Consider the following 12,718-nt stretch of genomic DNA (forward strand, 5'->3'; position numbering starts at 1 on the left):
GTCCCATGCGCCAGAGCTCAGCGCGCTGGAGCGGAGAGGCCCTAGAAAGTGATTACTCACCCTGTTATGTTGCGGCCATGGAGAAGCCCACCCCCACGACCGCCTCCATGCCCGACGAGTGGTGCCTGCGGCATTTCGACCACCTCTCCCCGGAGCTGGCCGCGACCATGCCGGAGACCATGGCCCGCATGCGTGAGCTGTGCCCCGTCGCGCACAGCGAGGAGCACGGCGGCTTCTGGATCACGACGAGGTACGAGGAGGCGCTCGCCGTCGCCCAGGACTGGGAGGTGTTCAGCTCCGCGCACGGCCTCGGCATCTCCAGCGCCCCGACCGTCGTCCGCAACCTCCCGGTGCAGGCCGACCCGCCGGAGCAGCGCGTCTTCAAGCGCCTCATCAACCCCTTCTTCACCCCCGCCGCCGTCGCGCCGTGGGAGCGGGCGACCCGGGACCTCGCGGGCCGCCTCATCGACGGCTTCATCGAGGCGGGCTCCTGCGAGTTCATGGACGACTTCGCCCGGCCTTTCCCCAGCCTGACCTTCTTTCAGCTCGCCATCAACGCCCCGGCCGAGGACCTCGAGAAGGTCGCCTACCTGGCGTCCAAGTCCTCCACTCCCGACGACCCGCAGGCGCGCGAGTGCTGGCTGGGCCTCCGCGACTGGATCAGCGACTTCACCCGGCGGAGGCGCGGCGAGCCGTCGCGCGGCGACGTCGTCGACGCGGTGGTGAACGCCGAGATCGACGGCAGGCCGATCACCGAGGAGGAGGTCATCGGCACCGTCCAGCTGCTCATCCTCGGCGGGCTGGAGACGACGGCCGGCGCGCTCGGGCTGATGTTCGACCGGTTCTGCGCCCAGCCGGAGATCCCCGCGCTGCTGCGCGCCCGGCCCGAGCTGATCCCGGCCGCCTCACTGGAGCTGCTCAGGCTCGAGCCCTCCTTCGTCGCCGTCGGACGCACCGCGATGCGCGACACCGAGCTCGGCGGACGCCGGATCAAGGAAGGCGACAAGGTGCTGATCCACTGGGCGTCGGCCAACCGCGACTCCGGCGAGTTCGAGAACGCCGACATCTTCGACCTCGGCCGCGAACGCAACCGGCACCTCAGCTTCGGCGCGGGCCCGCACCGCTGCGCCGGGTCGAACCTCGCCCGCCTCAACCTGCGGGTGGCCCTGGAGGAACTGCTCAAGCGCCTGGACGACATCAAGCTTCAGGAAGGCGCGACCGTCTCCTACCACCGCGGCCTGACCCGCTCACCCGACACGCTGCCCATCGCCTTCACCCCCGGGCCGCGCCTGGCCTCGGGCTCCTGACGCCATGGCCGGACGCGTCCTCCTGACGAACGCCCGGGTCCTCACCTGCTCCGGGGGGCCGGACGAGACACCGATCGACGCCGACGTCCTGATCGAGGGCGACCGGGTCGTCCGAGTGGCTCCGGGCATCGGAACGGACTCGGCCAGAGTCGTCGACCTGCGCGGAGCCACTGTCCTGCCCGGCCTCGGCGACGCGCACGTCCACCTGAGCTGGCCCCTGGACTTCGTGTTCGACCACGCCGCCGTGGCCGCGGCCCCGCCCGGACCGCACATGCTCGACGTCGCCGCCGTGACCCGCACGTTCCTGGAATCCGGCTACACCACCGTCATCGGAGCGGGAACCACCCAGCCGCTCGACGACCTGCTCGTCAAGGACGCCATAGACCGCGGGCTGGTCCCCGGGCCTCGCGTCGTCCCCAGCGGGCCGATGATCGCGGAGGTCGACGGCCTCGGCGGCGACGGCGAGATGATGGAGGTCGCCGCGAACGCCAAGGAACTCCGCGAGCTCGTCGCCCGCCAGTGCGACCTGGGGGTGAAGGCGCTCAAGCTGTTCATCTCCGGAGACGGCGTCGTGCCGGAGTTCCCCTCCGACGACGTCTACATGAACGACGAGATGCTCCTCGCCGCGGTGGAGGAGGCCGACAGGCACGGCGCGTTCCTCACCGTCCACGCCCGCGGCTCGGCGAGCGTCGCGATGGCGGCGCGCACCGGCGTTCGGATCGTCCACCACGCCTGCTTCCTCGACGACGAGGCGCTCAAGGCGCTCGAAGCCAGGCGGGACGACATCTGGGTGTGCCCCGGCCTGCACTATCTGTACGCGATGGTCAACGGCCACGCCGGCCCGTACGGCATGACGCCCGAGAGGATCGAGGCGGCGGGCTACCCCGAGGAGCTCCGCTCCCAGATCGAGGGACTGCACCGGCTGCGGGAGTCCCGGATCAGGATCCTCTCCGGCGGCGACTTCGGGCACCAATGGACGCGCCACGGCACCTACGCCGCCGAACTGCAGCGGTACGTCGAGCTCGCGGGCATGACCCCCGCCGAGGCGATCCACACGGCCACCCGGAACATGGGACCGGCCGTGGGGCTCGACCTGGGCCAGGTCCGCGAGGGCTTCCTGGCCGACCTCCTCATCGTCGACGGCGATCCGAGCACGGACGTGGGGGTCCTGCTCGATCCCGGCCTCCGCCGGGCCGTCATGAAGGACGGAAGGTTCGCCTACCTCAACCCCGGGCTCTATCCGTGACGGGCACGGTGATCTCAGGGGTCGACGCGCTCGTACGTCTGCTGGTCCTGCGCCGTCAGCTGGACGAGAGGGACGGGCTGAATACCGCCACGATGGTCTCCGGCTATCCGGGGTCCCCGCTGGGCGGCTTCGACCTGGCCGTCGACCGGCTGGGCGACGCCCTCGCCGAGAACCGGATCGTCCACCGACCCGGCCTCAACGAGGAACTCGCCGCCGCCGTCGTGTGGGGCAGCCAGATGGGCGCGGTCGTGGACTACGACGGCGTCGACGGCGTGGCGGGCGCCTGGTACGGCAAGGGCCCGGGCCTCGACCGCTGCGGGGACGCGCTCAAACACGCCAACGCGATGGGCGCGGGCCCGAACGGCGGAGCGGTCGTGTTCTGCGGCGACGACCCCGCGTCCAAGTCCTCCACGCTGGCCTGCGACAGCCAGTACACCTTCGAGGACATGTGCATCCCCGTGCTCGTCCCCGGAGACCAGCAGGACGTGCTCGACCTCGGGATACACGCCTTCCGGCTCTCCCGGTACGCCGGGACCTGGGCCGGGATGAAGATCGTCACCGCTGTCGCCGACGGCATCGGCACCGTCGACCTCGACCCCGCACGGCATGCCCCGAGCGACCCCGAGGGCGTCGTCATCGACGGCGAACCTTGGCGTCACCGGCCATTGGGCAGGATCGGCCCGCACGCCGTGCCCGGCCAGGAGGCGCTGATAGCCGAGTACCGGCTCCGCGCCGCCCGCGCCTACGCGCGCCACAACGGGCTCGACCGCGTCACGGGCGCCGGGCCTGGGGCGCGGCTGGGCGTGGTCTGCGCGGGCAAGACCTATTTCGACGTGCTCCAGGCGCTCGCCGACCTCGGGACGTCCCCGGAGGAACTCGGCGTGCGGATCCTGCGGCTCGGCATGACCTACCCGCTGGTCGAGGAGACCGTCCTGGAGTTCGCGGCCTCCGTCGGGGAACTCGCCGTCATCGAGGAGAAGCGGCCGTTCGTCGAGACGCAGCTGCGGAGCATCCTGCACGAGGCCGGGAGCCCGGTGCGCGTGAGCGGAAAACGGGACAGAGCGGGAAGCCCCCTCGCGTCCTCCGCCGGAGAGCTGGACCCGGCCTCGGTGACGAGGATCCTCGTCCGCCTCCTGCCCGGGCTCGCCCGCCCGGAGGAGCCTCGGCGGATCCGGCTGCCGCTGCTGCCCGTCGCCTCCCGCGCCCCGGGCTACTGCAGCGGGTGCCCGCACAACCGCTCCACCGTCCTGCCCGACGGCGCGCTGGCGGGCGGGGGCGTCGGCTGCCACGGGATCATGTACTTCGAGGCGCGCCACCAGGGCACGCGGAGCCTGCCGCCGACGCCGATGGGCGCCGAGGGCGTGCCCTGGATCGGGCTGTCGCCGTTCGTCGCCGAACCGCACCTCATCCAGAACCTCGGCGACGGCACGCTCAGCCACTCCGGGACCCTGGCGATCCGGGCGAGCGCGGCCGCCGGCGTGAACGTCACCTTCAAGATCCTCTACAACGCGGCCGTGGCCATGACCGGCGGCCAGGACGTCACCGGGCTGATGGACGTCCCGGCGATGACCCGCGCGCTGGAGGCCGAGGGCGTCGGGAGGATCGTCGTGTGCGCCGAGGAGCCCAGGCGGTACGGCCGCCGGGCGCGGTGGGCGCGGGGCGTGGAGGTGCTGGGCCGTGACCGGCTGGCCGAGGCGCAGGAGCGGCTCCGGGAGGTGCCCGGCGTCACCGTGATCATCTATGACCAGCGGTGCGCGGCCGAGTCCCGGCGGCTGCGCAAGCGCGGCCTGCTCCCCGAACCGCCCAGACGGGTCGTCATCAACGAGGCGGTGTGCGAGGGGTGCGGGGACTGCGGGACCAAGAGCAACTGCCTGTCGGTGCTGCCGGTCGAGACGGAGTTCGGCGACAAACGGCAGATCCACGACCCGTCCTGCAACCGCGACTACACCTGCCTCGAAGGCGACTGCCCGTCGTTCGTGACCCTGAAGCCCAAGCGGCGCGGACGGCGCAGAGCGAGGAAACGGACCGAAGCGCGGCCGACGCTGCCGACCGGTGCGCTCCCCGACCCTCGTACTCCCGGAATCGACGGCCGGTACGGCGTCTACTTCACCGGCATCGGCGGCACCGGCGTCATCACCGCCAACCGGCTCATCGCCTCCTCAGCCGAGTCGGCGGGGTTGGCGGTCGGCGGCATGGACCAGACGGGGCTCTCCCAGAAGGCGGGCGCGGTCGTCTCGCACCTCCACCTGGCCACCGACCGGGACGCCCTGGGCTCGGCGACCGTCAGCTCGGGTGGAGCCGACCTTTACCTGTCCGGCGACATCCTGCAGGCCGCCGCCGGAAATCACCTTGCGAAGGTCAGTCCCGGCCGCACGGTCGCGGTCGTCGACTCCCGGCTCACCCCCACCGCGGCCATGCTGCAGAGCGGACTCGCCCCACCCGACGTCGCGGACCTCGAAAAAGAGATCATCGAGCGCGTCGGCAAGGAGAACACCGCCTTCATCGACTCCAAGCGCATCGCCGAAAGCGTCTTCGCCGACCACCTGCTCGCGAACGTGGTGCTGCTCGGCGCGGCGTTCCAGCTGGGCGGCCTGCCGATTCCGTTCGGCGAACTCGAGAAAACGATGCGGAGGGGCCGGGCCGCCGAGGCCAACCTGGAGGCGTTCGCGTGGGGTCGCTGGGCGGCGCACGATCCAGCGACCGTCGAAGCGGCCCTGGACGAGGTAGGGAGTGGGGGCACCCTCCTGGACCCTTCGCCCGCCGCATTGGCAGCGGCGAGCCCGCTGCTCGACGGCAGAGACGTACCGGACGAACTGCGCGACGTCCTCGTCCGGCGGGCCGCGCAGGCCGTCGACTACCAGGACGCGGCACGGGCCAGCCGGTTCCTCGACCTGGTGGAACGGGCAGCGGCGCACGATGATGCCGACCGGGGTTGGGCGCTCACCCGCGCCGTGGCCGAGGCCTGGTTCAAGCTCCTCACCTACAAGGACGAGTACGAGGTGGCCCGCCTGCACCTGAAGGCCGACTACGACCGGATCGCGAGCGATCTCGGCATCGAGGGGCCGTACTCGGTGACGTTCCACCTTCACCCGCCGACCCTGCGCAGGCTCGGCATGAAGCGGAAACTGCCGATGGGCAGACCGTACGAGCTGGCGTTCCGCCTGCTCCGCCGCATGAAGCGCCTCCGGGGGACGCCGTTCGACGTCTTCGGCCTCGACCCGGACCGGCGGCTGGAGCGGGCCCTCATCGCGGAGTACGAGCGGCTGATCGGCGAGAGCCTTCAGTCCGGCCTGCCGTACGACACTCTCGTGGACCTCGCGTCGTCCGTCATGTCGGTCAAGGGCTACGCCGAGATCAAGGAGCAGTCCGTGGCCGCCTGGCGGGAGCGGGCCGCCGAGCTCACCGGGTCGTCCGAATGATCAAGGGGATCCGGTTCGTCACGAGACGTGCGGGTGTCTCGCCCGAGGAGTTCGCCGAAGTCTGGCCGCACTCGGTCTCGGCGGTCACGCGAGCTCCTTCGGACGTCCGCCCGTTCCGGATCGCACTGTGCACGATCCTGCCCGAGCTCACGGGTCCCGATCCCGCGCACGACGGGGCCGCGATCGGCTGGTTCACCGACGCGGACCACCTGCGCAGGTTCCGGCGCTGGGTCGACACGCCTGAAGGAAGGGCGGTGCCGGGCGGGCTCGGCCGGATCATCGACCACGACGCGAGCCCGGTGGTCGTCGCGGGAGAAGCGGTGCCGCGCGGCGCCGACTGGCTGGACCGCCGGTGGCGGGAAGGCGGCGTGAAGCTCAAGCACATGGCCGTCGCGGTGCGGGCCGCCGGCCTGACCCCGGCCGAGTTCTCCGAACGCTGGCGCGGCCACGCGGGCCGGGTCCGCAGGCCGGGTGCGGAGCAGGAGACGCCCATCCCCGAGGAGGCCCGCGGCCTGGCCTACGTGCAGAGCCACCCGTGCCCGCGGAAGGCGGGCGCATGGGCCTACGACGCGATCAACGAGGTCTACTTCGACGATCTCGAGGGCCTGCGGACGCGCATCGCGTGGTTCGCCGAGAACATTCCCGACGGCGCGGACCCCGGCCTCTTCGGCCGGTCCTCTTTCCTCGCGGTACGGGAAGCGGTCATTCCGGTCCCGTGAGGGCGGCCCGGACGTGAGAAGACAACAAGGAGGTCGTTCATGCCCAAGGGCATCATGGTCGTCCAGTCCAGCCCGTCCGATCCATCAAAGGAGGACGAGTACAACGACTGGTATGACAACACGCACCTGCCCGAGGTCCTCGCCGTGCCGGGCTTCGTCTCCGCGCGCCGCTACAAGGTGCTCGGCGGCGCGGGCCCCTCGCAGCACGCCTACCTGGCGGTCTACGAACTCGAGGCCGACGACCTCACCGCCCCCGTCAAGGAACTCCGCGCCCGCTCCGCCTCCGGCGGGACCACCAAGAGCGACCTTCCCCCACTGGGCCCGCCCCCGGTGGTGACGATCTACGAACTCCTCGACTGAGGCTTGGGACCGGAAAGACCTTCGTGGTCCTGGTTCGGGCGGCGTTCCGCTGGGGCCCGGAACGCCCTCGTCTGCTCCACCGGAACCTCTTCCGTCTGGGGTCTGGGCGTGAGCAGCCATTGTTCACCTGAATTGTTCCTCTCGGACGGGCGGGCGCAGGGCGGCTCTCGCGGCGGCGAGGAGTTCGCGGGGCGTCGGGCCTCCGAGCAGGCACCACAGCGCGATGACCGGGTCGCAGATCGCGCAGCCCAGCGAGGAGTCGTGGGCGAAGGGGAGCAGGGGACTGCCCTGGAGGTGGTGGACGACGTCCCAGGCGGTGTGCAGCAGCCAGCCGACGCCGATGAACGTCCACGAGTCCAGGCCGCGGTAGGCGACGTAGGTGACGAGCGCGGTGAACGCGAGCTCCCAGGGGCCGAAGCCGCCGCCGCTGAGGTATGCGGCGCCCGCCCCGGCGACCATGATCGCGTTGAAGCGCCGCCGGTGCGGTTCGCGGATGAGGGACATCAGCAGCGCGTAGAGGAGGCCGATGCCGATCGGCAGGAGGTACTGCATGCGTGCGCCTTTCCGGAGACGGTATGTCGGCCGCGGCCGAGAACCGTCCTGACGCTAACCGGCCGACACCACGCAACCCAGTGGCATTAATGACTACTTCCGCCGGGATAATGCCAGAGCCGATTCTTCCCATCCTGCCTGCGGAAAGAGGTCTGACCACCTCGGCTCACGCCTGGCGAGGAGGTACGTTTCCGACATGCACACGGTCGCCGTCCTCGCGCTCGCCCAGGTCATCCCGTTCGACCTGTCCACCCCGATCGAGGTCTTCTCCCGGGTCCGCCTGCCCGACGGGCGGCCGGGGTACCGGGTCCGAGTCTGCGCCGAACGTCCGGAGGTCGACGCCGGCGTGTTCACCCTGCGCGCGCCCTGGGGCTTGGAGGGACTGGAGGACGCGGACACCGTCATCGTGCCCGGCACCGCCGACCCCGAGGCCCCGCTCGCCCCCGCCGTCCGTGCGGCCCTGCGCCGGGCCGCCGCCCGGGGCACCCGCATCGCCTCCATCTGCACGGGCACCTTCCCCCTGGCCGCCACCGGGCTCCTCGACGGCCTGCGCGCCACCACCCACTGGATCGCCGCGGACCGGCTCGCCGAGGCCCACCCGGACATCGACGTCGACCCGAACGTCCTGTACGTCGACAACGGGCAGGTCCTCACCTCCGCCGGAGCCGCGGCCGGACTGGACCTGTGCCTGCACCTGGTCCGCCGCGACTACGGCTCCGCCGTGGCCGCCGACGCCGCCCGCCTGGCGGTGACGCCGCTGGAACGCGAAGGCGGGCAGGCCCAGTTCATCGTCCACGACCGCGTCCCCGTTCCCGCGGGCTCGACACTGGAACCGGTCCTGGCCTGGATCGGGGACAACCTGGCCCGCCCGCTCACCCTGGACGACATCGCCGCCCGTGCCGGAGTCAGCACCCGCACCCTCATCCGCCGCTTCCGGGAGCAGACCGGAACCACCCCGCTCCAATGGCTCCACCACGCCCGCATCCGCCAGGCCCAGCACCTGCTGGAGACCACGCGCCACCCCGTCGAACGCATCGGAGTCCAGGTCGGCTTCGGTTCACCCGCCGCCTTCCGCGACCGCTTCAAGCGCACCACCGGCGTCAGCCCCCACGCCTACCGCCGCGCCTTCTCCCACCCGTCCGACCCTCTGCGAACGCCCTCGGAGCCGAACACCGCACCTGCCGACCGGGAACGCCGGGCATTCCTCTGATCCGGAACACCTCGGCCCTTTATCGGTTTTGTGCTCCTAAGTCGGCCGGTCGTCCCCGGTTCGCAGCGTCGAAAGCATCTGGTCGATGCGTCCGTGCCGGATCGCCACGGATGCGTGGGCCCCGGCCGTGTCGGCCGGGGCCCACGCGTGGATGCATGCGATCACGAGGCGTAGGTGGTGACCTTCCACAGGTACCCGTCGGGGTCGGCGAAGTAGCCGAAGTAGCCGCCCCAGGGGGCGGGGGCCGCTTCCCTGACCACGCTGCCGCCGGCCGCGACGGCCTTGCGCATCGTCTCGTCCACGGCGTCCCGCGAGTCGGGGTTCAGGTGGAAGGAGGACCCTCGGAACCCGGATCCCTCGGGCGGGACGCCGGCGTCCTTCGCCGCGGCCTCCCACTCGTAGAGGGCGAGCTGCGGGGACCCCTCTCCCAGGCGGAACGAGACGAAGTGACGGGTGTCCTTGTCGATCTCGCAGCCCAGGCCTTCGGCGTAGAACCGCTTGGCGCGGTCCAGGTCGTCGACGCCGAGCATGACGGCGCTCATCTGCGGTGACACAGTGTTCTCCTCACGGGTGTCCGTTTTGAATCGGCGTTCTGGAACGCCCGGGCCGGTGCCCGGGCGTCTGGTGCGTGATCGTGTGCGCTACTCGGCGTAGGGCTGGTCCTCGCCCTGGTCGCTGTATCCGAGGCTCCAGATGTAGCCTTCGGGGTCGGCGAAGGCGCCGCCGTAGCCTCCCCACGGCAGGGGGCCGGCGGGCTTGAGGACCGTGGCGCCGGCCTTCTCGGCCTCCGCCATGACCTCGTCGACCCGGGCCTGGCTGCGGACGACGTAGGTGAGGACCAGGCCGCTGAAGCCGCTGCCGTCCGGGCTGGTGCCGACCTGGTCGGCCAGGCCCTCGCGGCTGTAGAAGCCGACGGGCGAGGCACCGTCGGAGGCGAAGAACACCGAGATGCCCCAGTCGTTCTTGATCGTCCAGCCCAGTCCGTCGGTGTAGAACCTCTTGGCCCGGTCCATGTCCCGGACGCCGAGAAGAATGGAACTGACGTGAGCCTTCATACTCGTCTCCTTGTGTCACATCGGCGCGATCGCACCGGTCACTTCGTATGACAAGAGTTCTCGCGGGAGTGTGACGGATGGCAGAGCAGGATTGGCTGAGCGCGCAGTTCGCCGAGCACCAGCGGCACCTGCAGGCGGTGGCGTACCGGATGCTGGGCTCGCGGAGCGAGGCCGAGGACGCGGTGCAGGAGGCGTGGGCCCGGGTCGGCCGCGCCGACACCGGCCAGGTGGAGAACCCGGGCGGGTGGCTGACGACCGTCGTCGCGCGGGTGTGCCTGAACATGATGGAGGCGCGCCGGAGCAGGCGTGAGGAGGCCACAGGGGCGCTGCCGCCCGAGCCGGGGACGCCTCAGGCGCGCGTCCATCCGGTCGGCGGGGCCGACCCCGAGGACGAGGCGCTGCTGGCCGACTCGGTGGGCGTCGCGCTGATGGTGGTGCTGGACACGCTGACGCCCGCCGAACGGCTCGCGTTCGTTCTGCACGACGTCTTCGCGGTGCCGTTCGGGGAGATCGGCTCCATCATCGACCGCTCCCCGGCGGCGACCCGGCAGCTCGCCAGCCGGGCGCGGCGCCGCGTGCAGGGCGCCGCCGAGGCGTCCGACGCCGCGCGTTCGGCGAAACGGGAGATCGTCGCGGCGTTCCTCGCGGCGGCGCGCGGCGGTGACTTCCACGCCCTGCTCGACCTCCTCGACCCCGACGCGGTGGCCGTCGGCGAGTTCCGCGGCGCCGAAGCCGTGGCGTCCTTCTTCACGGGCCGGGCCCGGGCCGCCCGCCTCGCCCTCGTCAACGGCGATCCCGCCGCCGTCTGGACCCGCCACGGCGCGGCCAAAGCCGTCATCGCCTTCACCGTCGAAGACAACCGGATCACCCGCATCACCGTCGACACCGACCCCGACCGGCTCCGCGCCCTCGACATCGTCTTCCTGCCCTCCCACCCGAAAGAGCCGTGATGAACGACAACATTCGGCCGATTCGCGCCACGGGCATGAGCCTGCGGCTCTCGTCCTGCGCCCTGGCCGTCGACGATCTCGATCAGACGCTCGCCTTCTACCGGGACGTACTCGGCTTCGAGGTGAACGACGACGCCGCCTCCCGGGAAGAACCGTGCCGGGCCGTCGCACCGCCACAACAGCCGGACATGCGGATCCTCCTCGTCCCACGCCCCACGGACCCGCCGACCGGGCGTTGGACGGCCGCGGACGACCTCGTGCGCCGCCTCGTCTTCGCGACCGACGACTGCGACGCCGTCTTCGAGCGCCTGGAAGCTGCAGGCGCCGAGGTGATGCAGGAACCGATCGACCGTCCGGGAATCCGCGACTGCGCCTTCCTCGACCCCTCCGGGAACCTCCTCCGGTTCACCCAGGCCACATGCGAAGACACATGGGGTGCATCCGGAACACGACAGAAAGACACCACGGGGTGATCGGGCAGGCGTTCGTCGACCGCGATGATGTTCGTCGGTCGGGCGGAGCGCGCAGGGGATGCCGCCCCGAAAAGCCTTCGCCATCCGGGCCCGGGCTGCGTTATTTTCGGCCGGATGAGCGAGGATCTTCTGGCGGCCTATGACGAGCATCTACGGGGGGCGAGCCTTCCCTCCCCAGGCGCCCGGGTCGAACGGGATGGTCCGGTGCTGAGGGTCGTGGGGGAGCATCAGGGGCTCGTTCTCGGGCCGCAGGACCTGTCCGGCTGTGACGTCGATGCCCTTATCGCCGCGCAGGCCGCTTTCTTCGGAGCCCGCGGTGAGGCCGTGGAGTGGAAGACCCACGGTCATGATCTGCCTGCCGACCTGCCCGAGAAGTTGCGGGCCGCGGGATTCGTCGCCGAGCCCGTCGAGACGGTCATGATCGGGCAGCTCGCCGATGTCCCGACCGCTCCGCCCGTTCTGGACGGGTTGGTGATCCGCCGGGTCGGTGGCGAGGCGATTCCGGCGATCGTTGAACTGGAGTCGCAGGTCTGGGGGTACGACTGCGCTTTCGTCGGCGATCGTCTGGCGGGGAACCTGGCCGCGAATCCCGACCGTCTGGCGGTCTTCACGGCGGAGAGTGCCGGCCGGGTCGTCGCGGCCGGGTGGATGGGGTTGCGCGAGGACGGGGTCTTCGCGTCCCTGTGGGGCGGATCGACGTTGGAGGAGTGGCGGGGCCGTGGCGTCTACCGGGCGCTCGTGGCCGCCCGGGCCGGGCTGGCCGCCGAGCTCGGCTACCGGTATCTGCAGGTGGACGCCTCCGAGGACAGCCGACCCATTCTGGAACGCCTCGGCTTCGAGGCTGTCACCACCACGACTCCTTACGTCTGGTCGCCGTCGGTCTGATCCCGGAAGCGTTCACCCGGTCGAGCGGAGCTGCGGGGGGAGGCCGATGCTGCGGGGTTCCAGGAAGCTCTGGAGGCCTTCGGGGCCGAGTTCGCGGCCCAGGCCGGATTCCTTGAAGCCGCCGAAGGGGACGTGGGGGAACGGCGGGTAGTGGCCGTTGATCGCGATGCTTCCGGTGCGCAGGCGGCGGGCGATCCGCAGGCCTCGGGCCGGGTCGGCCGACCAGACGGCGCCCGCGAGGCCGTAGGGGGAGTCGTTGGCGATGCGGACGGCGTCGTCCTCGTCGTCATAGGGGATGAGGCAGAGCACCGGGCCGAAGATCTCCTCGCGGGCCACGCGCATGGAGTTGTCCACGTCGGCCAGGACCGTGGGCTCGACGTACCAGCCTCGGGGGAGGTGTGCGGGACGGCCGCCGCCCGCCGCGACACGGGCGCCCGCCTCGCGGGCCAGGGCGATGTAGCCCTCTACGCGGGTGCGCTGGCGTTCGGCGACGAGGGGGCCGACCACGGTCGCCGGGTCGTGGGGGTCGCCGACGGGTATGG

13 protein-coding genes are annotated in these 12,718 nt (G+C 71.3%); 9 read left to right on the top strand and 4 right to left on the bottom strand.

Annotated features, from left to right (window positions below; genetic code table 11):
* Positions 1-77: 77 nt before the first annotated feature.
* Genes ABD327_RS28085 through ABD327_RS28105 form a run of 5 tightly spaced genes read left to right on the top strand, consistent with a single transcriptional unit; the run spans position 78 to position 7,051 of the window.
* On the top strand, positions 78-1,307 hold the full coding sequence (locus tag ABD327_RS28085; RefSeq protein ID WP_344454569.1) for a cytochrome P450: 1,230 nt from the start codon (positions 78-80) through the stop codon (positions 1,305-1,307).
* Between the two features lie 4 nt (positions 1,308-1,311).
* Positions 1,312-2,553 (top strand): amidohydrolase family protein, encoded by a 1,242-nt coding sequence (locus tag ABD327_RS28090; protein WP_344454571.1) that lies wholly within the window; start codon positions 1,312-1,314, stop codon positions 2,551-2,553.
* Positions 2,550-5,972 carry an indolepyruvate ferredoxin oxidoreductase family protein gene (locus ABD327_RS28095; protein ID WP_344454573.1) on the top strand — a complete coding sequence of 1,141 codons (3,423 nt, stop codon included), beginning with the start codon at positions 2,550-2,552 and terminating at the stop codon, positions 5,970-5,972. Before ABD327_RS28090 ends, ABD327_RS28095 begins: the two co-directional genes overlap by 4 nt.
* Entirely contained in the window at positions 5,969-6,691 is a 723-nt protein-coding gene (locus tag ABD327_RS28100) for an EthD domain-containing protein (protein ID WP_344454575.1), read from the top strand. Before ABD327_RS28095 ends, ABD327_RS28100 begins: the two co-directional genes overlap by 4 nt.
* A 39-nt stretch (positions 6,692-6,730) precedes the next feature.
* On the top strand, positions 6,731-7,051 hold the full coding sequence (locus ABD327_RS28105) for a DUF4286 family protein (protein WP_344454577.1): 321 nt from the start codon (positions 6,731-6,733) through the stop codon (positions 7,049-7,051).
* A gap of 123 nt (positions 7,052-7,174) precedes the next feature.
* Here the strand turns inward: ABD327_RS28105 and ABD327_RS28110 are convergent, their stop codons facing one another.
* The gene (locus tag ABD327_RS28110) at positions 7,175-7,603 is read right to left on the bottom strand and encodes a DUF6010 family protein (protein WP_344454579.1); all 429 of its coding nucleotides are present in this window, start codon (positions 7,601-7,603) and stop codon (positions 7,175-7,177) included.
* A gap of 196 nt (positions 7,604-7,799) precedes the next feature.
* Between ABD327_RS28110 and ABD327_RS28115 the strand changes: the two genes are divergently transcribed.
* The gene (locus ABD327_RS28115; RefSeq protein ID WP_344454581.1) at positions 7,800-8,813 is read left to right on the top strand and encodes a GlxA family transcriptional regulator; all 1,014 of its coding nucleotides are present in this window, start codon (positions 7,800-7,802) and stop codon (positions 8,811-8,813) included.
* A 161-nt stretch (positions 8,814-8,974) separates the two neighbouring features.
* Here ABD327_RS28115 and ABD327_RS28120 read toward each other — a convergent pair whose 3' ends face one another.
* Together ABD327_RS28120 and ABD327_RS28125 are read right to left on the bottom strand one after the other, a co-directional pair.
* Entirely contained in the window at positions 8,975-9,367 is a 393-nt protein-coding gene (locus ABD327_RS28120) for a VOC family protein (RefSeq protein WP_344454584.1), read from the bottom strand.
* Positions 9,368-9,454: 87 nt separating this feature from the next.
* Positions 9,455-9,868, bottom strand: a complete 414-nt coding sequence (locus ABD327_RS28125; RefSeq protein WP_344454586.1) for a VOC family protein — start codon at positions 9,866-9,868, stop codon at positions 9,455-9,457.
* Positions 9,869-9,945: 77 nt separating this feature from the next.
* Here ABD327_RS28125 and ABD327_RS28130 point away from each other — a divergent pair, with 77 nt between their 5' ends.
* Genes ABD327_RS28130 through ABD327_RS28140 form a run of 3 tightly spaced genes read left to right on the top strand, consistent with a single transcriptional unit; the run spans position 9,946 to position 12,176 of the window.
* On the top strand, positions 9,946-10,818 hold the full coding sequence (locus ABD327_RS28130) for a sigma-70 family RNA polymerase sigma factor (protein WP_344454588.1): 873 nt from the start codon (positions 9,946-9,948) through the stop codon (positions 10,816-10,818).
* Positions 10,818-11,291 carry a VOC family protein gene (locus ABD327_RS28135; RefSeq protein WP_344455531.1) on the top strand — a complete coding sequence of 158 codons (474 nt, stop codon included), beginning with the start codon at positions 10,818-10,820 and terminating at the stop codon, positions 11,289-11,291. The genes ABD327_RS28130 and ABD327_RS28135 overlap by 1 nt, the downstream gene beginning before the upstream one ends.
* A 24-nt stretch (positions 11,292-11,315) precedes the next feature.
* Positions 11,316-12,176, top strand: coding sequence for a GNAT family N-acetyltransferase (locus tag ABD327_RS28140; RefSeq protein WP_344454590.1), 861 nt, complete (start codon positions 11,316-11,318; stop codon positions 12,174-12,176).
* 12 nt (positions 12,177-12,188) lie between these two features.
* On the opposite strand, the gene ABD327_RS28145 is transcribed toward ABD327_RS28140, so the two are convergent.
* Positions 12,189-12,718 (bottom strand): aldehyde dehydrogenase family protein (locus ABD327_RS28145; RefSeq protein ID WP_344454592.1); only part of this gene is annotated, 530 nt, incomplete at its 5' end.

It is taken from the genome of Actinocorallia aurantiaca (assembly GCF_039533685.1).
GTDB lineage: Bacteria > Actinomycetota > Actinomycetes > Streptosporangiales > Streptosporangiaceae > Actinocorallia > Actinocorallia aurantiaca.

Bases quoted from the DNA above. Each gene is read 5' to 3' on its own strand.
- ABD327_RS28085 (WP_344454569.1), top strand. From the start codon at position 78: ATGGAGAAGCCCACCCCCACGACCGCCTCCATGCCCGACGAGTGGTGC.
- ABD327_RS28090 (WP_344454571.1), top strand. From the start codon at position 1,312: ATGGCCGGACGCGTCCTCCTGACGAACGCCCGGGTCCTCACCTGCTCC.
- ABD327_RS28100 (WP_344454575.1), top strand. From the start codon at position 5,969: ATGATCAAGGGGATCCGGTTCGTCACGAGACGTGCGGGTGTCTCGCCC.
- ABD327_RS28105 (WP_344454577.1), top strand. From the start codon at position 6,731: ATGCCCAAGGGCATCATGGTCGTCCAGTCCAGCCCGTCCGATCCATCA.
- ABD327_RS28110 (WP_344454579.1), bottom strand. From the start codon at position 7,603: ATGCAGTACCTCCTGCCGATCGGCATCGGCCTCCTCTACGCGCTGCTG.
- ABD327_RS28115 (WP_344454581.1), top strand. From the start codon at position 7,800: ATGCACACGGTCGCCGTCCTCGCGCTCGCCCAGGTCATCCCGTTCGAC.
- ABD327_RS28125 (WP_344454586.1), bottom strand. From the start codon at position 9,868: ATGAAGGCTCACGTCAGTTCCATTCTTCTCGGCGTCCGGGACATGGAC.
- ABD327_RS28130 (WP_344454588.1), top strand. From the start codon at position 9,946: ATGGCAGAGCAGGATTGGCTGAGCGCGCAGTTCGCCGAGCACCAGCGG.
- ABD327_RS28135 (WP_344455531.1), top strand. From the start codon at position 10,818: ATGAACGACAACATTCGGCCGATTCGCGCCACGGGCATGAGCCTGCGG.
- ABD327_RS28140 (WP_344454590.1), top strand. From the start codon at position 11,316: ATGATGTTCGTCGGTCGGGCGGAGCGCGCAGGGGATGCCGCCCCGAAA.